At 60.3% G+C, this 20,424-nt stretch carries 23 protein-coding genes; 16 read left to right on the top strand and 7 right to left on the bottom strand.

Annotated elements, in window-relative coordinates:
- The first annotated feature begins 261 nt into the window (after positions 1–261).
- On the top strand, positions 262–1,182 hold the full coding sequence (locus tag FF80_RS05275) for a cation diffusion facilitator family transporter (RefSeq protein WP_052153195.1): 921 nt from the start codon (positions 262–264) through the stop codon (positions 1,180–1,182).
- Positions 1,183–1,440: 258 nt separating this feature from the next.
- Positions 1,441–2,223 carry a murein L,D-transpeptidase family protein gene (locus FF80_RS05270; protein ID WP_244445708.1) on the top strand — a complete coding sequence of 261 codons (783 nt, stop codon included), beginning with the start codon at positions 1,441–1,443 and terminating at the stop codon, positions 2,221–2,223.
- 91 nt (positions 2,224–2,314) lie between these two features.
- Here FF80_RS05270 and FF80_RS21620 read toward each other — a convergent pair whose 3' ends face one another.
- Positions 2,315–2,701: a hypothetical protein gene (locus tag FF80_RS21620; protein WP_152558275.1), complete on the bottom strand. Its 387-nt coding sequence runs from the start codon at positions 2,699–2,701 to the stop codon at positions 2,315–2,317.
- A 223-nt stretch (positions 2,702–2,924) separates the two neighbouring features.
- Between FF80_RS21620 and FF80_RS05260 the strand changes: the two genes are divergently transcribed.
- The 11 genes from FF80_RS05260 (at position 2,925) to FF80_RS05205 (ending at position 14,363) form a co-directional block, all read left to right on the top strand.
- Positions 2,925–3,755 (top strand): methyltransferase, encoded by an 831-nt coding sequence (locus tag FF80_RS05260; RefSeq protein ID WP_035098213.1) that lies wholly within the window; start codon positions 2,925–2,927, stop codon positions 3,753–3,755.
- Between the two features lie 10 nt (positions 3,756–3,765).
- Positions 3,766–3,999, top strand: coding sequence for a hypothetical protein (locus tag FF80_RS05255; RefSeq protein WP_035098210.1), 234 nt, complete (start codon positions 3,766–3,768; stop codon positions 3,997–3,999).
- Between the two features lie 166 nt (positions 4,000–4,165).
- Positions 4,166–4,435 (top strand): antitoxin VbhA family protein, encoded by a 270-nt coding sequence (locus FF80_RS05250; protein WP_160172793.1) that lies wholly within the window; start codon positions 4,166–4,168, stop codon positions 4,433–4,435.
- Between the two features lie 58 nt (positions 4,436–4,493).
- A complete protein-coding gene (locus tag FF80_RS05245; protein ID WP_035098208.1) occupies positions 4,494–5,498 on the top strand; it encodes a Fic family protein in 1,005 nt (334 codons plus the stop codon).
- Positions 5,499–5,531: 33 nt separating this feature from the next.
- Positions 5,532–5,891, top strand: a complete 360-nt coding sequence (locus FF80_RS05240; protein ID WP_035098206.1) for a hypothetical protein — start codon at positions 5,532–5,534, stop codon at positions 5,889–5,891.
- Between the two features lie 1,381 nt (positions 5,892–7,272).
- On the top strand, positions 7,273–9,165 hold the full coding sequence (locus tag FF80_RS05230; protein WP_052153193.1) for a ParB/RepB/Spo0J family partition protein: 1,893 nt from the start codon (positions 7,273–7,275) through the stop codon (positions 9,163–9,165).
- A gap of 372 nt (positions 9,166–9,537) precedes the next feature.
- Positions 9,538–10,755 (top strand): plasmid partitioning protein RepA, encoded by a 1,218-nt coding sequence (repA, locus tag FF80_RS05225; protein WP_035098204.1) that lies wholly within the window; start codon positions 9,538–9,540, stop codon positions 10,753–10,755.
- Positions 10,752–11,768, top strand: a complete 1,017-nt coding sequence (gene repB / locus FF80_RS05220) for a plasmid partitioning protein RepB (protein WP_052153192.1) — start codon at positions 10,752–10,754, stop codon at positions 11,766–11,768. The genes repA and repB overlap by 4 nt, the downstream gene beginning before the upstream one ends.
- A 209-nt stretch (positions 11,769–11,977) precedes the next feature.
- Positions 11,978–13,321, top strand: a complete 1,344-nt coding sequence (gene repC, locus FF80_RS05215) for a plasmid replication protein RepC (protein WP_035098203.1) — start codon at positions 11,978–11,980, stop codon at positions 13,319–13,321.
- Positions 13,322–13,458: 137 nt separating this feature from the next.
- Positions 13,459–13,848 (top strand): MbcA/ParS/Xre antitoxin family protein, encoded by a 390-nt coding sequence (locus FF80_RS05210; protein ID WP_035098200.1) that lies wholly within the window; start codon positions 13,459–13,461, stop codon positions 13,846–13,848.
- The gene (locus FF80_RS05205; RefSeq protein WP_035098199.1) at positions 13,845–14,363 is read left to right on the top strand and encodes an RES family NAD+ phosphorylase; all 519 of its coding nucleotides are present in this window, start codon (positions 13,845–13,847) and stop codon (positions 14,361–14,363) included. The genes FF80_RS05210 and FF80_RS05205 overlap by 4 nt, the downstream gene beginning before the upstream one ends.
- A 35-nt stretch (positions 14,364–14,398) precedes the next feature.
- On the opposite strand, the gene FF80_RS05200 is transcribed toward FF80_RS05205, so the two are convergent.
- Genes FF80_RS05200 through FF80_RS05185 form a run of 4 tightly spaced genes read right to left on the bottom strand, consistent with a single transcriptional unit; the run spans position 14,399 to position 16,231 of the window.
- Positions 14,399–14,611 carry a DUF2934 domain-containing protein gene (locus tag FF80_RS05200; protein WP_035098198.1) on the bottom strand — a complete coding sequence of 71 codons (213 nt, stop codon included), beginning with the start codon at positions 14,609–14,611 and terminating at the stop codon, positions 14,399–14,401.
- A gap of 13 nt (positions 14,612–14,624) precedes the next feature.
- On the bottom strand, positions 14,625–14,906 hold the full coding sequence (locus FF80_RS05195) for a hypothetical protein (RefSeq protein ID WP_035098197.1): 282 nt from the start codon (positions 14,904–14,906) through the stop codon (positions 14,625–14,627).
- The gene (locus tag FF80_RS21820) at positions 14,906–15,076 is read right to left on the bottom strand and encodes a hypothetical protein (protein WP_160172792.1); all 171 of its coding nucleotides are present in this window, start codon (positions 15,074–15,076) and stop codon (positions 14,906–14,908) included. The genes FF80_RS05195 and FF80_RS21820 overlap by 1 nt, the downstream gene beginning before the upstream one ends.
- Before the next feature lie 60 nt (positions 15,077–15,136).
- Positions 15,137–16,231: a tyrosine-type recombinase/integrase gene (locus tag FF80_RS05185; RefSeq protein ID WP_244445707.1), complete on the bottom strand. Its 1,095-nt coding sequence runs from the start codon at positions 16,229–16,231 to the stop codon at positions 15,137–15,139.
- Positions 16,232–16,373: 142 nt separating this feature from the next.
- On the opposite strand from FF80_RS05185, the gene FF80_RS05180 reads away from it, so the two are divergent.
- Together FF80_RS05180 and FF80_RS05175 are read left to right on the top strand one after the other, a co-directional pair.
- A complete protein-coding gene (locus tag FF80_RS05180; RefSeq protein ID WP_035098311.1) occupies positions 16,374–17,315 on the top strand; it encodes a DUF1403 family protein in 942 nt (313 codons plus the stop codon).
- A gap of 11 nt (positions 17,316–17,326) precedes the next feature.
- The gene (locus tag FF80_RS05175) at positions 17,327–17,965 is read left to right on the top strand and encodes an SMC-Scp complex subunit ScpB (protein ID WP_052153190.1); all 639 of its coding nucleotides are present in this window, start codon (positions 17,327–17,329) and stop codon (positions 17,963–17,965) included.
- 95 nt (positions 17,966–18,060) lie between these two features.
- Here FF80_RS05175 and FF80_RS05170 read toward each other — a convergent pair whose 3' ends face one another.
- The gene (locus tag FF80_RS05170) at positions 18,061–18,474 is read right to left on the bottom strand and encodes a CHAT domain-containing protein (RefSeq protein ID WP_035098192.1); all 414 of its coding nucleotides are present in this window, start codon (positions 18,472–18,474) and stop codon (positions 18,061–18,063) included.
- A gap of 166 nt (positions 18,475–18,640) precedes the next feature.
- The gene (locus FF80_RS05165; RefSeq protein ID WP_081917263.1) at positions 18,641–19,576 is read right to left on the bottom strand and encodes a ketopantoate reductase family protein; all 936 of its coding nucleotides are present in this window, start codon (positions 19,574–19,576) and stop codon (positions 18,641–18,643) included.
- A gap of 177 nt (positions 19,577–19,753) precedes the next feature.
- Between FF80_RS05165 and FF80_RS05160 the strand changes: the two genes are divergently transcribed.
- Positions 19,754–20,416: a GntR family transcriptional regulator gene (locus tag FF80_RS05160; protein WP_035098188.1), complete on the top strand. Its 663-nt coding sequence runs from the start codon at positions 19,754–19,756 to the stop codon at positions 20,414–20,416.
- The last annotated feature ends 8 nt before the right edge of the window (positions 20,417–20,424 follow it).

Genomic DNA, 20,424 nt, shown 5'->3' with positions numbered 1-20,424 from the left:
CCCGACGCGCCTATGAATGGAGAAACGCTTAAGAGGCATTAGGCTCTCCGGTCAAGTTGCCATGCTTGCTTCGCGATGATGGCACCTGGTCATTCACAACCGGCTTGTAGGACAGCTACCGAGGGGGCGTCGAAAGCCGCCGATCGTGCAGTTTGAACTTCGATACCTCCTCCGGCCATCGTCGAGCACCGGAAGAAAGAGCTTGCTCCTCTAGCGATTGCAGGAATTAGACTCACCCGGAACAGTCGAAGGAGCCGTTCAATGAGCCACTCTCATGGTACGAAGGATCTCAGTTCCGGGCGCGGGAAGCGCCTGCTGATCGCACTGGCACTGAACCTGAGCATCGCAGTAGCAGAGGTGATTGGCGGCGTGGTGTCCGGCTCCTTGGCCCTGATTGCGGATGCCGCCCACAACCTCTCGGATGCCGGTTCGGTCCTGGTTTCCTATATCGCATGGCGCATTTCGCGGCGAGTGGCGACGCAGAGACGGACATTCGGCTATGCCCGGGCAGAGACGGTCGGCGCTCTGATTAATCTCACCACCCTGATCATGATCGGGCTTTATCTGTTGTGGGAGGCGGGATCGCGTTTCCTCGAGCCCACCGAGGTCGTGCCGACCACCGTGCTGATCGTCGGTGCCATCGCACTTGTGGAAGACCTGGCAGCCGCATGGGTTCTGCGCAAGGATCTTGGCAGCCTCAACGTCCGAAGCACCTTTCTTCACATGATTGCCGACGCACTCGGCACCGTGGCGGTTATCGCCAGCGGCATCGCGATCATGATTTGGGGGCCATCTGCTTCCTGGGTAGACCCGGCTGTGACGGCCCTGATCGCCATCTACATTCTGATCCATGGCGGAAGAGAAATTCGCGAATCCATTTCCGTGCTTATGGACAGCGCCCCGAAAGGGTTCGACCACAATGGTTTGTTGGCCCACCTTCGATCCGTCGAGGGGGTGGTCGATGTGCACCATCTTCATGTTTGGGAAATCAGCGAGGGGCGCACCGCCGTTGAGGTGCATCTTGCCACCGACAGGGACGACTTGGCATCGGCGACGGACATGAAGGAGACCTTGAAGGGAACCCTGCACGACCTGTTCGACGTGGAGCATGCAACCATCGAAATGGAGCTAGCAGGACGTGTCGATCACAAGGGACAGATCATTGCCGAGGATGATGACTGAGCCTCACTGGCGAGTATTCCTCCCTCCTTATGGTCGAAAGGAGCTCAAGGAGACTGCCGATGTTCTTGCTCCTCTTTCGGGGAACTTTGTTTCAGGATGTCCTTATCACATGACAACAGGCGAATAATCATTGGGGGAAATGCATTGCGGTACTTCAGACAGAGATTGTTTGGGGAGAGAACAGCCTGACACCGGGGTGAACACCAGCCGGTAACCATCGACGCAGTAAGATCGGGCACGCTCAAGATGGAAGTTCCGATGATGATCCGGCTCCTGCATGCCGTCTCCCTGTTCGCTACCGTGCTCCTGCTTGCGGGCTGCAGCCAGTTCGTCGGCGACAACCGCCACAATGTTCCCTTGAACAAGGCAGTGGTCGACCGCCTGGCCGAAATCGGATCCTCGCCCGCAGAGCCGATGATGATCCGGGTTTTCAAGCAATCGTCCGAACTCGAGGTCTGGAAGCGCACCAATTCGGGTCGTTACGCCTTGCTCAAGACCTACCCGATCTGCAAGTGGTCCGGGGCACTGGGCCCGAAAATCCAGGAGGGCGACTACCAGTCACCAGAAGGTTTCTATGATGTCACCCCTGCCCTGATGAATCCGAAGTCCGCCTATTGGCTCTCGTTCAATGTCGGCTTCCCCAACAAGTTCGACCAGGCATGGGGACGCACAGGCACAAATTTGATGGTGCACGGCGACTGCAAGTCGGTCGGCTGCTTCGCCATCACGGATGAAGGCATCAAGGAACTCTATGCCTTAGTCCGCGAGTCGTTTCGTGGCGGGAACCGATCCGTGCAGCTCCAGTTGTTGCCCTTCCGCATGAACGACACCAACATCGCAGCACACGCCACCAGTCCGCATGCCGCCTTCTGGACCAATCTGAAGCAAGGGACGGACGCCTTCGACAATACCCTGCAGCCACCGGCGTGGGATGTGTGCGAGCGGCGCTACGTCTTCAACCAAAACGAACGAGGCGGGGTACCGCTTGATCCGAATGGTCCTTGTCCCGTTGGTTCGCTGTCGATCATGGCCGCGCTTTAGGAGGTCCTGCTGGCCTGGCGGTAAGCTTAGCAACGACCTCAGGGTAGCATTGACAGCAGTGTTCGCCGGCAATCGCATAGCCGTCTTCGAATCATTGCTGCAGGAGGGCAAATTTGCTCGATGGCATTCCCCATCGGACCATTGCCAGTTCGGGACCATCAGGCGTGTTGCGCACGATCGGCGCAGGATAGTCGGAAAATATTGCGGGATGTCCGACCAAATTCCCGGCATTAGCATTGATACGCCGCATGTCGCTCACGAAGTCCAAATTGGCCTGTTGGTTGCTGAGGTGCGCGTAGAGATTGCACATGCTGGCCAGCTCCATGGTTCGAGATTGGGCGTTTGTTTCGTTCAGCATAAGGGCGGCCGCGAACGGCCAGGTCTCGTTGCGACCGCGTGAAAAGGCGCGGCAAATCCTCTCCCATAGAGGGGAAAGCGGGCTCTGCCCCCACTCCCCTGCAAGCGAAAAAACCGGCATCCCCATCCTTCCTTCGCTGCCTCGAGCGCAAAGAGCGCTCGAGCGGCTAGCTCGTGCAGGATCGGCGCGGATCTACTGCGTAGATTTACGCCGCCCCTTCGGGTGGGTGATCCCCCTCCGGTTTTTTGCTTGCCCCCTCTTCCCCGCTGCTCCGCGCGAACTCGAAGGACAGCCCCCGCTGTCCTTCGGACCAGCAAGGCAAAATCGGGATTAGGAGAGCAAAATGGCGAAACTCACCAAAGCGCAGCGCAAGGCCCACGGCGAGGCCGTAGCGATCTTGACGAAAACCAAGCTTTCAGACGATGAAATCCAGTTCGTATTTGAGAATTTTCACGAAGGCGCCGACCATAACACCGGCGCAGCGGGTGCGTTTTTCACGCCCCCTGCCCTTGCCCGTGATTTCTCCCTCGACGTAGGCGGCAGCACGATTGTCGACCTTTGCGCCGGGATTGGCGCATTGGCCTATGAAGCCATGAACCCCTATCGCAACGATGTGGGCAGCATGGTTTGCATTGAGAATAACCCCCGCTATGTCGAGATTGGCCGCAAGCTCATCCCCGATGCCCGCTGGATTTGTGCCAATGTCTTTGACTGGCGCAGCCTGGACCTTAGGCATTTTGATTGGGCCATAGGCAACCCGCCATTTGGCCGAGTTGCCCGTTCGGGTAATGGTCCGACCTATCGCGGCCCGGAATTTGAATATCACGTCATAGATGTTGCATCCGAGCTGGCCGACGCTGGCACCTTCATCGTGCCGCAGCAGTCGTCAGCGTTTCGATATTCGGGTGCCCCCTACTACGAGCGCCGGATCGAAGGCCGAGCCGTCGCATTCAGCCAAGCCACCGGCTTGAATATGGAGGCCGGAGTGGGCGTAGATACCTCGATCTATAAGGACGAGTGTAAAGATACGAGCATCGTCTGTGAGATCGTCTGTTTCGATTTTGAGGAAGATCGAACCCGCATCGAGCTGGAGGCCGAGCGGATCAGGACCAAACCCGCACCCACCATGAGCCGAGGCGAACAGGTACAGCTAACTCTTGATCTATTGGCGTAGGGGTGGGAAAATGGCTCAGACACGCGAAGTCATCGCGTACGATCACCCTTCCAATGTAGGTGGCACTTTTACCGTCTCAGTGGTCAAGGCCATTGACGAGACTTTTGCCGAGGTGCGGGTTTGGTACGGAAGGCCCAGCCCGACTGGCTGGATTCCATGGCGGGAGTGGGATGGCTACATATTCAAGGCCAAGCGCTCTGACCTCACCAACGAGCGGAAAATGCCGCTCTTTCGGGATTGGTGACACCGCCTAGGATCAGGGAGCCGTACGCGGCTTCCTGACCGTCTCCCCGCCGCATCGAGCGGCAGACAGCCGGTTAGCGCGCGGCACCGGCCTCACCCTAAGACGCCGGTTTCCTTGCATTTTGCGCCAGTTCTGATAGTGTTTCCATCCATTGGAGATTGTGCAAATGGCCGTCCGCGCAGCAATTCATGACCCCCGCCCCGACCGTTCGCCCGCCGCTGTTGCGCATCGCCGCAGTATCACGGATCAGGCGCGTGCATCCAATGCGCGGCAGGGTTACACCCACGACCCCGAGCTTGAAGCGCTCGTTGAGGCTTACGTCGCCGGCGACATGACCCTTGAGGAAAAGGGCGAGGCGATAGACGCCCTGGTCGCTGCCCAGGTCGCCGCCTTTAAAGCCGCAGATGCGGCCGAGGCCAGGGAAGAACGCCGCTAATCGCATCACCCCGAATTGACCGCGCAGCTTGCCGCGCGGATTTCGCTTGTGAGGCGACATGGACAATATGGACGGCTCGTACACCTATCCCGATCACCCTACTGATGGGGATAGGCGGGGCGTGTTGCGCAACAAATTCGCGCTCACCCGGCATAGCCAGCTTCGAGCCGTCGAATATCGCCACACAGAACAGCGCATCGCTGAATTGAACGCCGGGCAAGGCCCCAAAGGCAATCTCGACGCGGCGCACCTGAAGGCGATCCACGGTCATATTTTTCAAGACGTCTATCAGTGGGCCGGTCACACCCGCGCCGAAACCCCGATGGTGGACGGCATGCGCGTCGATCCAGTCGGCCACTTCTCGAAAGGCGGATCGGCATTTTTGCATGGCAGCAAAATCGACCTTGGTTTGCACGAAGCGCTTCGGCCGCTGGCGGGCAATGATGCCCTGCGAAATCTAACCCCCGATCAATTTGCCGAAAAGGCCGGGAAGGTCCTGGGCGAGCTGAACTACGTTCACCCCTTCCGTGAAGGCAATGGCCGCACACAGGAAGCCTTTATCAAAGAGGTGGGCCGGCAGGCCGGCTACGAAGTCGATATGAGCGCCATCACCAAGGAGCGCATGATTGCCGCCTCGATCGCGCATAGTCGCGATCCAGACAGCCGGGCAATGGTCGATCTCGTAAAAGACAGCATCGACCCCGCCCGCCGGGCCGCCCTGCAGGACGCCAATCGCGCGATAAGCGGAGTGGGGAAAGACCCCCACGACTATGACGCAAAAACCGCCCAACCCGGTCAAACAACCGATGGGCGGATTTTCTACGCCACAGCCGATGCCGTGACGGTTTCTGACGGCAAAAGCCTCATTGTTCATGACAGGACAGATTTTCCCGCTGATCTGCCCAAGAACGGCGAAGCCGTACAGGTGCAATCGCGCGGCGAGCTGGGCCATCAGCGCGAACCAGAAAGACAGCCGGAACTCCGCCAGGTCGAAGCCGAGCGCCGGGAACAGCCAGCGACGGAACACACTCGGATCAAGGACAGCGACGACTACGAACGCTGAATCTACCGACGAAGCTGGATAATGAGGCAACAGATGAAGCCTGGTGCGGGCTGGACAACCGATAGAAAACCGAACTTGATCTTGCGGATAAGGGCATGGCTCGCGTTGCGGGCATACCGTAAGGCCGAGGAGCCTTATCGGCGTCTTACGTCGCAGATGAAGGCTCTTGAGGCCGAGCGGGAGGCAATATTGAAGACGGTGGCGGCCGACAATCGCGCCGGCCGGCTGGACAAACATGCATTTGAGGTTCGGGCGGCCGAGCTGATGCAGATCAATGACCGGTTTGCGGAACTTGGCGAGCCTTGGGAGAAAGCCGAAGCTGCAATGAAAACGGCATGGGCGAGGACCCAGAGAGTTTTGCGCGATATCGGCTTTCGAGAGACCCCGAATTAAGCGCGCGCGATCTGCCGCCTGTCACATCGATATGGCGCCGACGACCGATCGGAAGGAAGTGACAAAGCCCGCGGAACAAATCGGACAAACAATCCGGCGCCACCGTGGAGCCGTTTCACCCACACCCTTGGTCTGCAACATTCATAGAGCCGGGAACTATGCGCCGCCGCGCAGCCCTGCCAACCTATTCCGTGCAGAATTTTCCCCGCCCTTCGGGCTTCCTCGCGAAACAAAATTTGGCACGGAATAGGTTCTCCGCTCCGACCTTCGGTGTCTGGCCTGCTTATCCGGCAGCGCATTTGGTCCCTGCAATGATGCAAACCAAAGGAGCTACCATGAACAGATTCTCAAACTCATCCGTCGCCGCATCGGCCGAGCCTACAGCGCATTCGCCGGCATTGTCCGCAACCTGGCCCAATCAGGCACCGTCGCGTTCAAAATCTCGCTGAAACTGCCACTGCCGGCGCTTCGCCGCAGTGACCACCACGGCGCTTGGCCCCGCCTACATTGCGCACCACTGCATTCTATCTCTCCGCCCGCCGTCATAGGCCCTCGCCAGACCCGCTGCGGTCATTGCTGGACCCACGGCAACACCTTCAGCCGTCACGCCGACCAGGACCCGCCCGTAGCGATCCTTGCCCTGTTCGACGAGATCGATGCCCAGCCAGCAATTGCGCCAGATACAGTGTCGATCGTTCGGCCAGCTCAAGCTCCTTCTGGCATTGGGCACCGCTCCCCGCTTCTGGCGCGTCAATGTCATAAATCCGGTATTTTACCCGGTTCATCCAAAACGTATCCCCATCGACAACGCAGTCGACCCGACGCCCTGCCCCGCAAATTTCCGCCGATTGGACCGCGCTAACGAACGCCGGCGACGTGGTGATGAAAAGTGCCGCCAGCAGCGCCGGCAATCTTGTCGAAATCCTCAAACCCATTTCCTCATTGTCCAGAACCATCCGCCCTTGGGCGCATCCTTGACAGGAACAGGCTCTATTCCGCTGCGCTCCACCGGACCCCATACTGGGTTTCGGCCCATACGGGTAACGATCCTTTGCGCAGCGCGGCCAGGGCCGCGCCAAAGGCCATACCACCAGAGCTTGCTAGATGGAGGGGAGAAAGGCTTCGCCTCTCTCCCCTGCAAGAGCTTCGACGGGGTGTCCCCATCCTTCACTCCCGGCCAGCGGCCGTCCGTTGCAGGAGCTGGCGGAGATCCGCGCACAACGCGCGGATCTCCGCTGCCCCTCGGGTGGGTGATCCCCCTCCCCGTCTGCGCCCTTGCCCCCCTCTCTCCGTCTCATTGGCGACGCCTAGAGGGCAGAGGCGGGGCCCCTGCCCTATGGGCACAGGCTAGACCGCTTCGCGGGAACAAGGAGAGCAAACCATGACCCCCACCGAAATCCAGCCAATCGTGTTGAACAAGCTAGACGCCGATCCCAAGAATGTCCGCAAGACGTATGCACCTGACAGCGTTGAGAGCCTTGCCGCCTCCATTGGCAGCGTTGGCGTCCTGCAGAACCTTGTCGTCCGCCCCGGCAAGAAAGGCCGCTTCTTCGTCTCCGCTGGTGGGCGCAGGCTGGCAGCGCTCAAGCTGCTGGTGCAGCGCGGCACGATCCCGGCAGACCATGCGGTCAATTGCCAGATGCGCGACGAGGACAGTGCCGTCGAAGTGAGCTTGGCCGAGAACGTCATGCGCGAGGCCATGCACCCGCTCGACGAGTTTGAGGCCTTCAAGGCCCTTAGCGATCAGGGCAAGAGCCCCGATCAGATCGCATCGCGCTTTGGCGTCACCGAAAACCTTGTGAAGCGCCGCCTCGCCCTCGCCAAGACCGCCCCGGAACTGCGCGAGCTTTTCCGCTCCGGCGAAATCGAGCTTTCCCAACTGGCAGCCTTCACCGTGGTGGACGATCACGCGCGCCAGTTGGAAGTCTGGAACAATCTTGGCCAATGGAACCGCCACAGCGCAACAATTCGGCGCATGCTGCTGTCCGAGCAGACCACGACCGACACGCCGCGCTTTGCCATCGTCGGAGAGGCCGCATATCTGGCAGCGAGCGGCATCCTGCGCAAAGACCTGTTTGATGAAAGCGGCAGCGGCATCATCGAGAGCCCGGACGTGCTGGAGGCCGTGTTCAACCTGAAGGTAGAAGCCGTCAAAACCAAGCTTTTGGCCGAAGGCTGGGCATGGGTCGAGTTTTTCGAGACGCTGCCGGACTGGTATTACGGTGCCGTGCGCGTCTATCCGACCGACATTGACCTTTCGCCGGAGGATCAGGCAGCGCTTGATGCCCTTGAGAACGAGCTTGAAAACCTAACAGATTTGGACAGCGAGACTGCCCCGGTTGACCCGAGCGAATTGGAGCAGCGACAGGCCGCCCTCCATGAGCAGATCGAGCAGTTCAATCGCAAGACCAGCGTTTTCACCGAGACCGATTATCTGACCGCTGGCGCGATTATCAGCGTGAGCCACTATGGAAAATTCCGCATTGAACGCGGAATGATGGCACGCGGTCCCAACGAAGATGCCTTCGAGGATGAGCAGGACGTGAATGAGGACCACGATCACCAAACCGTCGTCCCAACCGAGCCGGAGCCAGCCAAGACCGCAGGGCTGGACGACCTCTCGTTTTCGCTGGTCGAGGACCTGAGCGCCCGCAAAACCGCAGCGCTGCGCGTTGCCTTGGCGGACAATCCAGACATTGCCCTTGTGACGGTCATTCACGCCATGCTGCTGCGCGTCGGCTACAGCTACGCGCGAGAGCAGAGCGCCGTACAGGTCAGCGTGACCCCCGAATATCTTAAAGGGGCAATTTCTGACTACGACGACTATGCGCCAGTGGTCGAGTTCGCCAGCATGTGGGAAAATCTGGGCCATTCCATCCCCGGCAACCCGACCGATCTTTGGGATTGGCTGATCGACAAAAGCACCGATGAATTGCTGATCTTGCTGGCTGCAGCCGCTGCCAAAGGCGTCAACGTGGTCGAAAAGAAGTTCTCCGACCGAGGGCAGGCGTTCGAGCATGGCAAGGTGCTGAGCCGCGCCCTGTCCCTCGACATGGCCGACTGGTTCACTCCGACCGCTGAAAACTACTTCAAGCGGATCAGCAAGGACCAGATCGTCGTCGCCATCAAGGAAGCCATCGGCGACGAGGAGGCGGCCAAGGCGGCGAAAATGAAGAAGGGTGAGGCGGCAGCCTATGCCGAAACCCTCTTTAAAGATCGTCGTTGGCTGCCCCCACAGCTGAGGGCACCCGTCCCGCAGGAACCGGCTTGCTAATTGCTCTCTCAAGCCGAGCCGGTCGCGCCTTGTGCGACCGGCATTAAATCCAAAAATCGCGGTGGCCGCGATCCCGGCATCGAACCGGGATAGCGGCTTTGCCGTGCGTTTTGACGCGCGCCTAAAAGTGGGGTTATCGGTGGCCCCGAGTCGGCTCAGAACGACGTTCGTCCTGCTTACTCCGTTCGTGAGGCAAGCGACCTGTTGAATTGTCAGCTGACAATTTCGCAAAAAGTGCTGCAAATTCAACGTGGTTTCGATTCTGCAAGCGCACATTAGGAGTCTGTTAACCCAATATTCCTTGACCGACCGGTGAGAGTCGGGTCAATTTGCGGAAAATAACCAGAGTGGCTCTATTTTGCGACTTTCACGATGAAGCCAGTTGTAGCTGCAAATTCCCGACCTCAGGGCGGCCCAGCGTTCGATGAAACGATCTGGGAAGATTCTCAGGCTTTGGGCTCGCAGCTCCAGGTCCTGCGGGAACGACTGTTTCCGCCTGAGGCGCAAAAAGAGCTTCGCACCTTCTCGACGGCCGAAACCGCGAAACTGATCGGCGTCACCGAAAGCTATATCAGGAACCTGGCGACAGACGAAGCCGGCCCAATACCCGAAAAGGCGACCACCGGGCGGCGGCGCTATTCCCTGGAACAAGTCCATGCTCTCCGGCAGCACCTGACTAAGGGCAAGACCTCCTACGTTCCCTGGCGTAAGGACGGCGAACATCTCCAGGTCATCGCCGTCACCAACTTCAAGGGTGGCTCGGGCAAAACTACCACTGCCACCCATCTGGCCCAATATCTTGCCCTTCATGGTCATCGAGTTCTTGCCGTCGATCTCGACCCACAGGCATCGATGTCAGCCCTGTTCGGCTATCAGCCGGAATTCGACGTGGCCGACAACATGACGCTCTATGGCGCCATCCGCTACGACGAGCAACGCCGGCCGCTCTCCGAGATCGTCCGCAAGACCTATTTCGCGGGCCTCGACCTAGTGCCCGGCAATCTCGAATTGCACGAATTCGAGCATGACACGCCGCGCGTGCTGTCGAGCGGCACGCGTGACGACGACGGCCTATTTTTTATGCGGGTCGCCAGTGCCTTGCAAAGCGTGGCGGACGACTACGACGTCGTCGTCATCGATTGCCCGCCCCAGCTTGGTTTTCTCACCATGTCGGCGCTGTGCGCTGCGACAGCCGTCCTGATCACCGTTCACCCACAAATGCTTGATGTCGCCTCGATGAACCAGTTTTTGGCCATGACCTCGCAGTTGCTGGCGGTCGTGCGGGATAACGGCGGCAACCTGAAATATGACTGGATGCGATATCTCGTCACCCGGCATGAGCCCAACGACGGCCCGCAGAACCAGATCGTGGCCTTCCTGCGCAATCTCTTCGGTGAGCGGGTACTGACGCCGATGATGGTCAAGTCGACGGCCATTTCTGACGCTGGTCTTTCCAAGCAAACGGTCTACGAGGCCCCTCGTGAATCCATGAACCGTCAGACCTACGACCGGGCGCTTGAATCGATGGACGCCGTCAACGGCGACCTTGAGAAGTTGGTTCACCAAGCCTGGGGGAGGGCGACTAAATGAAGAAACCCGACGGCCGGGGCAGGGACATTCTCCAGAGTCTGGTTGCTGCCGGCAAGCCTGGGCGTCCGGACGATGGATCGTCATCGCAGGCGCGGCCATCGGGCGCCGTCAAGGCGATGAGCCTTGGGCTTGACCGCCTTTCGGCCGAGGCCGCACAGGCCAAGGTGTTGCGCGAAGAGTTGGCCAGTCGTGAGACAACCCAGGAGCTTGATCCTGCGCTGTTCAGCGCCTCTATTGTTTCGGACCGTATCTCCTCGGCAAGCGATGGAAGGCTGCAGCAGCTCAAGGCCGCGATCGCCGAAAATGGGCAGCAGATACCCGTCATCGCCCGCCCGCATCCAACCGAAGAGGGGCGCTTCCAGATCGCCGCCGGCCATCGGCGCTGGCGTGTGGCTCAGGAGCTTGGGCTGAAACTCAAGGCGATCGTTCGCAAACTGTCCGACCAGGAAATGGTCATCCTGCAGGGGCAAGAGAACGGCCCTCGGGAAGACCTCACCTTTGTCGAGCGCGCGCGCTTTGCCATGCAGATGGAAACCCACGGTTTCGACCGCGACACACTGTCGGCCGCCCTCAGCGTCGACAAACCAGAGATTTCGCGTCTACTCACCGTCGCCCAGGCTCTCGGAGAGGACCTGATCGTAGCCATTGGCCCAGCGCCGAAGATTGGCCGTCCCCGTTGGCTCCAGCTCGTCAAGGGTCTTGAGCCGGCCGGCGCGCGCGAGGCGCTCGACGACGTGTTGGCTTCAGGGGACTTTCAAAGCGGCGACAGCGATCAGCGTTTCGCCATGGCATTGCAGGCCGTTGGCTCGAAGCAGGGCACAGCCAAGCGCAGGCTCGCTTCTCCCGATCGCGTGGCGTGGGTTGAAAAGAAGGGGCGTCAGGTCCGCCTCGTCTCCGACAACCCTGCCTTTGCAAGCTTTATCCAACAACGCCTCCCTGCACTCCTTGAGGAGTTTGCGGGCAGCGCCGAAGCCAAACAGAAAAACAGACGAAAGGATCAACCCGCTGAATAACAAACGCTTTTGGTGAATTGTCAGCTGACAATCCATTCGGAGTAGATGAAACCGGGCAAAGAAAAAGGCCCCCGAAACGACATTCCGGAAGCCCTTCTCAAGAGTGGTATCAAGAGAATCGCACTTTCAGGAATCACAGTCAAGGCCTTCGGGCACTGAGCGTCGATTCGGCGAGCGGATTTCTATTGCCTAGAGATAGGTGAAGAAGGATGCAGACGCATACCGTAACGACGCCCTTTGGGCGGCGGCCGATGACGCTTGGCATGATTGCAAGCCAGGTCACGGCCCAGACTGTGCCGGAAGGCGCCACCGTGCATAAGTGGCACGTCTTTAGAGATATCAAGGAAGCTCGGATTGCCCTGGGCGCCACCGATAGGGCGTTGGCCATCCTTGATGCGCTTCTATCCTTCCATCCGGAGACCGCGTTCTACGGCGATAGCGCGCTTATCGTTTGGCCGTCCAATGAACAGCTCATTGGCCGAGCCAACGGTATGTCGCCGACGACGTTACGCCGGCATCTGGCCAACCTGGTCGATTGCGGCCTCGTCGTTCGCCGGGATAGCCCAAACGGCAAGCGCTATGCCCGCAAGGGGCAGGGGGGTGACATCGAGCAGGCCTACGGCTTTGACCTGTCACCGATCGTTGCCCGCGCTGTGGAGTTCAAGGAACTGGCGGAGGCCGTTCGCGCTGAGAAGAAGGCCTATAAGGTCGTCAAGGAACGGCTGACCATATGCCGGCGCGACATCGTCAAGATGATCGAGGCGGCTATCGAGGAAGGCGTCCCAGGCAATTGGGGAAGCGTGCATCTCGAATATCAGGCGATCATCGGGCGACTTCCCCGGACCGCACCACGGCAGGTTCTCGAGACTGTGGCGGCCGAGCTAGATGACCTTTGGACCCAGATACGCGATGTGTTGGAATCCTTTGTAAAAACACAGAATATGAACGCCAATGAGTCCCAATTTGAACGCCACATACAGAATTCAAATACCGAATCTAAAACTGAATCTGAACGCGGCTTAGGAATAAAAGATGAAGCGAGCGGCAGCGCCGGTGAATCTGACAACCTGCGGAGCTTGCCGCAGCGCGAACTGCCCCTGGGTATCGTGCTGGACGCCTGTCCGAACCTGCTGTGGTTGGTGAAGGGCGGCGGCGGTATTCGTAATTGGCGAGATTTCCTGACCGCGGCGGATTTGGCCCGGCCGGTATTGGGGATTAGCCCCAGCGCCTGGGAAGACGCGCAGGTCGCAATGGGCGAGCAGCAGGCGGCAATCACCCTCGCCGCCATCTACCAGCGAACGGACCAGATCAAGTCGCCGGGTGGCTATCTGCGAAATCTGACGGAGCGAGCCAGGGAAGGGAAATTCTCGACCTGGCCGATGATCATGGCGCTGTTGCGGGCCAAACTGGACGCGGCAAAGGCAGCCGGGGCGGGTGTTGTCGAAGCGGAAAGCGAGCTTGGGGCGGCAAAACGGCTCGATCGAACGGAGAAACGGCTTGAAATCAGCGAAAACCTGAAGCGCTCCCTCGGCAAGTGGGATCGGGAAACCTAGGGTTTCCGTGACGGGGCTTCGACGCTCCATCGATCGACAGCCGTAGAGTTGACTACGCTGGGTCGTTGAACTGTCAGTCGAGATGGCATATATTACGCGCAGAACGTGTGACATTCTTGCGTAAAGGGGAAGCCAGCATGGCGTTATTGCAGAAAGTGACGACTGAGGTGGGGCCACTAATCCTGTCCTACATGGATCAGGCTGGCCAGATCACCGCCGCGCGGGTCGCCGATGAATTTGGGATGTCCAAATCCCAGCTTGCCGAGACAGCCGGCCTGGCGCGGGAAACGCTCTATCGGCCTGAACGGGTTGGAGCGCCGAAGGCTCAAGGCCGGTTGCGCGAAATGCTCGAGATCATCAGTCGTGTGACCGATTGGGCGGGCGGCAAGGATCAGGCAATGGCTTGGTATCGCGCTCAACCGCTGCCGGCCTTTGGTGGTCGGACCGCCGAGGCCTTGGTAAAGGACGGAAAAGCTGCGGCGGTGCGTGATTATCTCGATCATATGGCCCTTGGCGGATTTGCGTGAGGTTCGTCGGAACCTGTTATCGTGCTCATGATCCCCGCTGGGCGTTCAAGCCGACGTCCGGCGAGGGAGCAGCGATCCGCGGCGCGCGATTTAACCCCAAGGGCGTGCCCGCGCTTTATCTTGGGCTCAGCATCATGACGGCGATCAAGGAAATTAGCCAAGGTTTGCCACATCGGCTCGATCCGACGGTGCTGTGCTCCTATGACGTGGACTGCAACGATGTTGTCGATCTGGCATCAGAGCAGGGCAGGGGGTCGGCTTCTGTGACGAAAGAAGACATGGCGTGCGCTTGGGCGACGGCGCTTGCCAATAGCACTAGGCCTGCCTCTTGGGCCGTCTATGATCAGCTTGTCGCCCGCGGCGTCGCTGGAATTATTGTGCCTAGCTATGCGCCAGGGGCCGATCCCGAAGATCGCAATCTGGTTTTATGGGACTGGGGGCCGGGGCTTCCTCATAAGGTTGAGGTCTTCGATCCGAGTGGCCGTATGCCGCGTGATCAGTTGTCTTGGACCTAGGCGTCGAAGTGATTTGAGGGTCCCAGACTTCGCGGCTAGGCCGTCGGAAATTCGGGCGGCGGGCCCTGACTCAGTTTTTCGGCATTCGCACGTGCCCGAATGTGCTGATCAAGCGCCTTGTACCAGAAGTCGTCCTCTCGCCCGCGTGGTCGTCCGGCCTGCGCCCACAGAAAATACGCCGTTGCACGCACTTCGGCGGTGAAATCCTCCATGCTCTTGCCAATCGGCAGGTCATCCTCTTGCGCCATGATTATTCTCCTTCTAGTTCGCGTCCTTCAGCGTTTCCGCGATCTCCTCGTCGATAAAGTGCTCCAACTCCTCAAAAACTGCAGCAGCAATGGCGTCGCGCTCTGCGTCGTTGGACCACTCCCCTGAAGGCACTCCAAATCGGCAGGTCCGCAGCTGATGATCGCTGCGTAGGCTAAAACCGCATTGAAACTGCAGCGATCCGCCCTCGCTCACCAGTTCGACCAGAAGCGTCTCCAGATATATTAAATAGCGCTCGGACAATTCCTGGCTTAGTCGATCAATGATTGCCTGCATCACTGTTGGTCCAAGGGTTCGGGCGCGGGCCCGCCTGCAGGAGGTGAATTGCTGTCATGCGCCGCAGCCAGCCACTCAATCCACTTTCCGACGGCAGCCGGAACAAGATCGTAGCCATAGCGCCAGCCCATGATGTCGGCAGGACAGCGAAGAATATCTGCCAGTGTCATGAGGCTCTGCTTGATACGCGCAGCATCCATTGTGTGTCTGTTATTCAATAGGGCAGGGCGTCATAGGCCGGCTGCCTTGGTGAGATTGACCCTAAACCGGTCGCGCCGGCGTTGATAGCGCCGGGTCATCTCGGCCGACACGTGCCCGAGCTGCTTCTGCACATAGCGCTCATCGACCTCGGCCGAGGAGGCGAGACCGGCTCGCAGAGAATGGCCAGCGAACAAGGCGCCCCGCGCATCTTCCGAAAGATCGCCGCGCACGCCAGCGCCCAGTGCGGCCGTCTTGACCAGGCGGGCAACCTGCTTGTCGTTCAACCGATCGGCGCCGACCGTCTTGCCGTGGCCGGTTACCCGTCGAAACAGCGGGCCGTGCACGATCCGCGCCAGCTTGAGCCAGGTTTCGACGGCCACGACCGGGCAGGTGGCATCCGAGGATCCCCGGCCAATCTCGACCTCGCGCCAGCCGGTCTTGCCGCGAATATTCAGGACCATCCCTTTGTCGAGGATCTCGATCCAACCACGGCCGTCCTCGCTTTGGCCTTCACCGACATCGAGGCCGACGATTTCCGAACGCCGCAGACCGCCGGTAAAACCCAACAGCAGCATGGCGCGATCCCGAATCCCGCGCAGGGCCCCGCGATCCAAGGTCTCGAGCATGGCTAGGAGATCCTCCGGCAGGATCGCCTCCTTCTGCCGCGGCGGTTTGGCGTGGGTGTTGCGAATGCCGGCCATGACGGCGGCGATATGGCGATCCTGGCGGTCCAGCGCCTGGCCGCCTTGCAAAAAATTCCAGGACAGCGCGGAGAGGCGCCGTTCGATGGTGCTGACGGCGTTTGGAAGGCCCGTGGCCTGGCCAGCGGCGCAGGCAGTGATGTAGAGGCCGACGATTTGCGGATCGGGCGGCTGCACCGCGAGCCCTTGTCGGCGACACCAGCCGGAAAAGTGCTTCCAGTCCGAGGCGTAGGCCAACCGGGTGTTGGCTGAGCTGGCCGCCTCGACATAGTCGCGGGCGCGATCGGCAAGGCCGCGCAAATGGGCCAGATCGCCGGCCGGAACCGACACGGCGGAATTGTCGACGGGTGCCGCGGCTGCAGCAGCGGGCAGGGGGGCGTTGCCGGCGTCGTTTTCAGCGGTTTCGTCGGGGTTTTGGGTCACTTCCTCTATAATGAACAAAACGTCCGATAATGCAAGATTATCGGACGTGAAATGTTAGCGACAGGTAGGGCGGTTAGGTGCTTATATTATAGCCTTAAGCGCCGTTATAGTGTAGCCTGGCGGCATGATAACGCGCGCTGATTTGCTTGTTGTCGGTCCTCTGACGGTGCCGAAAGTGCCGGCCTGGGCCCGGCCGCGCGGCCATGTTTTGCACGATGCCGATGCGGCCTATCTGGCCGGTGCAGCCTTGAATGCGTTGGATAATCTGGTGCGAAGCGATGCAGTATGGGCCGGCGTGTGGCGCCAGCGGCTGGCGCTGAAGAGCGCTGCCGCAGCGGTGCAATTGAGCGGCCGGCGCGAGGATGAAGCGGCGCTGCGCGACAGCCACTATTGGCGCGGCGCCGGTGATGATCCTGGACCCGCCGGCCACCTGTTGCTGGCCTGGCGCAAATTGGCGACGCGAAGCAGCAGCTGCGACGCAGAGTTCGTGCGCTCGGTTGCCGAACAGCAGTTTGGCCTGCACTGGGACGACGCCCTCGCCGCGGTGGTGGTCAATGCCGAGGACATGCTGCGGTCGGCGCGGCCGGCACCAGCGCTGGCGGCCGAACTCGCCGCCGCCGTCTATCGGGCGCGGCCGGATGCCGAGCTGCTGGGCTTCTGGTTGGCCGATGCGCTGCTGGCGCAGAAGTTCAGATGGCCCATGCCGGTGCCGCTGCTGATGGGGCAGGGGACGTCAGCGGTGTTCAAATCTGGCGGCAACCGCAGGCGGATTCGGCCGGGCGGGGAAGGCTGGGGCCGGGCGGTATATTTGGCCTATGCAACAGCGGCGGCGGAAGCCTGTGATCTGGGCGCCGATGTTTTGGCGCCGCGCGCGGTAACGCTGATGAACATTGCGCCAAAACTGCGGGCCAAGGGCGCGGGCGAGGTGGTGAAGCTGCTGCTGAACGACGATGTCGTGCCCGGGTCATGGTCGAGCGCCAACCTGTCGGCGCGCGGGGCGCGGCGGCTGTTCGACCGGTTGGGCGACCTAGGGGCGGTGCGCGAGGTTTCGGGCCGACCGACGTTTCGGCTCTACGGCTTATGAGAGCGCAATCCATGGCCCGGCGCAAAAAGACGGACGCCGAACCAGAAAGCTTCGATCTCGAGCTGGCCGAGATGCCGGCGGAGCTGCGCTGGCGCGAGTGGATGAACCGCATCGAGGCCGTGCTGTTCGCGGCACCGCAGCCGGTGGAGCGCGAGGTTTTGGCGCGTGTGGTCGGCCGCGACGCCAGCATTGACCTGCTGATCGACGACATTCGCGACGGGTTGCGCGGCAAGCCCTATGAGGTGGTCAATGTCGCCGGCGGCTGGGCGTTTCGCACCCGGTTGGCCTATGCCGATGTCATTGCCGCCTCCGCGGCGGTGCCGGCGAAAACTATCGACCTGAGCCAGAACGAGGCCATGGTGCTGGTGTCGATCGCCTATCATCAGCCGGTCACGCGGACTGGGGTGTCCGAAATCCTCGGACGCGCGGTGTCGCGGGACGTGATCGGGGCGCTACGGGATAAAAATATGATCACGGCGGGGCCGCGCAGCCCGACGGCGGGGGCGCCGGTCACCTATGTGACGACCAAGGGGTTTTTGGAGCATTTCGGGCTGGATACGCTGCACGACCTGCCCGAAATTGAGACGCTCCAAGATGCTGGTCTCCTTTCCAACGACCTTGGGACGCCCGACGACTTTCCAATTGACTGAAATTCCGGCTGAGTATCCAAACACTATAACGATGGGGATTCCCTCCCTGCGCAAGAGCGTACGCACCTAATTTCTGCCGGCTGAATCGATATGGATCACATGGCGCCGAACACTTCAAAAGCACCCCAATTGGCGGGGTGGGCGAAGGTAGCCGGACCTTCCACCTCGATCATCGCAGTTACCGCTTCGCGCAACGCCGCAGCCCAATCAAGTTCCGGTGACGTCGATTTCGCACTGAACCAGCGAACGTTGAGCGACAGCGTTGCCTCAGAGGGGATGGACCAGTGGGTCACTGCAACAGCACCGGCGCCGGCGTTGAGGAAGCCACGGGCCAGCCCGGACAGTCCGGAGGCGTTGCTGCGGCCATCGCCAGCCGCCGTGTTGCAGGCCGACAGGATGACGAGTTCGGCCGATAGCTCCAGATCCATGACCTCGCTCAGTCCCAAATAACCGTCATCGAGCGATGTGGGCTCGGTGGGCGGGGTCAGGACCAGTCCAGGCTCGGACACGCCCTTTGCCTCCCCCCGCCACTAGGCCATGCGTGGCGAAGCCCCCCGACCAACAGCCAGGGGGCGATCAAAACATGGGTCAAATCTCAGTGAAAACTTATGCCCTCAGAGGGTCAGATCTCGGTGGCAATCAACAGCCAGCCAAGGCGCGGCGATTCCATTGCGTTCATCCATATTTGGCGCGCTGCAGCACCATCGCGGCAACCAGTTGCAGCATTGGCATCGGCACATCGGTCCGCTCGGCGATCGCCTGGGGCCAGGCAAACAACGCATCGTATTCGATGGGACGACCGGCTTCCATGTCTTGCAAGGTCGATGACTTCTGGTTCGAGCCGATGAGTGCGGCTTGACGCTGCAGATCAAAATCGACCGCATGGCCCAAGCTTGCGCCCAACTGCGCGATCTCAGCGACGATACCCAAGAGCAGCGAACGCAAATGGGGCGCGGCCAGAATGTCGGCGATCGGCGCCTTGGTGAGTGCCGCGATGCCATTAAGCGCGGCATTGACGGCCAGTTTATTCCAAAGCGCCAAAGGTAGGTCGGGCGCAATTTCGACGGGGATTGGCCCAGCGTCGAGCTGCTTGCAGATAAGCGCCAGCCGTGGGTCGGCGGGACCGAGCGCCGCCCCCAGTAATAATTTACCCGAGCCAGTATGTTGGACCGTTCCGGGGGCGGTGACGGTTCCGCCGAAATAGGCGATTCCGGCAGCGCAACCGGGGAAATGACGCACCAGTGCCTGATGCGAGGGCGGGAGAGATTCAGGCGCCAGCTGGAGCAAGTACCACCATGGTACACCATTCTGGACGAAAATTACCATGCCGTTGGGCTTGCGCGAGCGCGCGATGGCATCGGCCGCCGCGGCAACGGCATGGCTTTTGGCGGTGACGAAGACGATGTCGGCAGGCGCCATCTGACCGGATTCAGCCGACGTTTCTAGGCGATGGGTAGACAGCGTGCCGTCGAGCCCAACGATCCTTAAGCCGTGCTGACTTATGGCGTCGCGTTGCGCGCCCCTGGCGACCAATGCCGTCTCGAAATGAGGCGCTAGCGCTGCGGCAATGAGCCCGCCTACAGCGCCGGCTCCAAACACGATGCACCGCATGCCCGATCTCTCCCGATGGTCCGGTAGCGCAGCCTTGCTAGGTAGCCTTGCCGGGACTTTTCGCTCCCTTGATAATCGAAACGCGCGATTCCCACAAGTAGTAATGCATTACTGTGATGCATCACCACTTGACGCGACGTCTCGCTTATGGCTTTTTGTCGCCAAGGGAGACGTGAATTGAGCGCCAAGCAAAAACTGATTTCACAGCAAATCGCTGACCAGTTACGGGACAAGATCCACCGCGGCCAGTTGCTGCCGGGCACTCCCCTCAATCTGGTGGCGCTGCGGGAAGAGCTGGGCGTCAGCATCTCCCCGGTTCGCGATGCGACCAAGCTGCTCGAGCGTGAAGGCTATGTGCAGGTCGTGCCGCGACGCGGCGTCTTTGTGCGGCAGGTCGAGCTGGAAGAAATCCTCGAAGCCTATGACTTCCGTCTCGCCATCGAGCCGGTCATGGTCGAGCTGGCGGCGCCGCATATTTCGGAAGCCCAGATCAAAAAGCTGCAGGAAAACTATCGCTCGCTGTTCACCATCGAGGGCGGCAGCGCGTCGGAGGCGTTTAGGGCCATGGATATGGCGCTTCACCTCACCGTGACCAAGCACTGCCCGAACCGCATTTTCAAGAGCATGATCTCCAGCATCGTTGGCTATATCGAATGGTCGTCCGGCTATGCGCTGCGCAACATGCCCGACTCCCTTCCAAACACCGTCGAAGAGCATCTCAAGGTCTGCGATGCCTTGCTGCGTCGCGACATTGCCGCCGCAGCGGAAGCCATGCGTCAGCACCTGCTAGCCACCCGGGCCCGCATCACGACCTACATGGGCGTTTCAGCGTCGAAATAGATTCAATC

It is taken from the genome of Devosia sp. LC5 (genome assembly GCF_000735585.1).
Lineage (GTDB): Bacteria > Pseudomonadota > Alphaproteobacteria > Rhizobiales > Devosiaceae > Devosia.
The sequence above is the reverse complement of the archived record's forward strand: the minus strand, read 5'-3'. Positions and strand labels throughout refer to the sequence as shown.

Bases quoted from the DNA above. Each gene is read 5' to 3' on its own strand.
- FF80_RS05210 (WP_035098200.1), top strand. From the start codon at position 13,459: ATGGCGTTATTGCAGAAAGTGACGACTGAGGTGGGGCCACTAATCCTG.
- FF80_RS05260 (WP_035098213.1), top strand. From the start codon at position 2,925: ATGGCGAAACTCACCAAAGCGCAGCGCAAGGCCCACGGCGAGGCCGTA.
- FF80_RS05245 (WP_035098208.1), top strand. From the start codon at position 4,494: ATGGACAATATGGACGGCTCGTACACCTATCCCGATCACCCTACTGAT.
- FF80_RS05240 (WP_035098206.1), top strand. From the start codon at position 5,532: ATGAAGCCTGGTGCGGGCTGGACAACCGATAGAAAACCGAACTTGATC.
- FF80_RS05195 (WP_035098197.1), bottom strand. From the start codon at position 14,906: ATGCAGGCAATCATTGATCGACTAAGCCAGGAATTGTCCGAGCGCTAT.
- FF80_RS05200 (WP_035098198.1), bottom strand. From the start codon at position 14,611: ATGGCGCAAGAGGATGACCTGCCGATTGGCAAGAGCATGGAGGATTTC.
- FF80_RS05270 (WP_244445708.1), top strand. From the start codon at position 1,441: ATGATGATCCGGCTCCTGCATGCCGTCTCCCTGTTCGCTACCGTGCTC.
- FF80_RS05230 (WP_052153193.1), top strand. From the start codon at position 7,273: ATGACCCCCACCGAAATCCAGCCAATCGTGTTGAACAAGCTAGACGCC.
- FF80_RS05165 (WP_081917263.1), bottom strand. From the start codon at position 19,576: ATGCGGTGCATCGTGTTTGGAGCCGGCGCTGTAGGCGGGCTCATTGCC.
- FF80_RS05250 (WP_160172793.1), top strand. From the start codon at position 4,166: ATGGCCGTCCGCGCAGCAATTCATGACCCCCGCCCCGACCGTTCGCCC.
- repB (WP_052153192.1), top strand. From the start codon at position 10,752: ATGAAGAAACCCGACGGCCGGGGCAGGGACATTCTCCAGAGTCTGGTT.
- FF80_RS05175 (WP_052153190.1), top strand. From the start codon at position 17,327: ATGGCCCGGCGCAAAAAGACGGACGCCGAACCAGAAAGCTTCGATCTC.
- FF80_RS21620 (WP_152558275.1), bottom strand. From the start codon at position 2,701: ATGCCGGTTTTTTCGCTTGCAGGGGAGTGGGGGCAGAGCCCGCTTTCC.
- FF80_RS21820 (WP_160172792.1), bottom strand. From the start codon at position 15,076: ATGACACTGGCAGATATTCTTCGCTGTCCTGCCGACATCATGGGCTGG.
- repC (WP_035098203.1), top strand. From the start codon at position 11,978: ATGCAGACGCATACCGTAACGACGCCCTTTGGGCGGCGGCCGATGACG.
- FF80_RS05275 (WP_052153195.1), top strand. From the start codon at position 262: ATGAGCCACTCTCATGGTACGAAGGATCTCAGTTCCGGGCGCGGGAAG.
- FF80_RS05255 (WP_035098210.1), top strand. From the start codon at position 3,766: ATGGCTCAGACACGCGAAGTCATCGCGTACGATCACCCTTCCAATGTA.
- repA (WP_035098204.1), top strand. From the start codon at position 9,538: ATGAAGCCAGTTGTAGCTGCAAATTCCCGACCTCAGGGCGGCCCAGCG.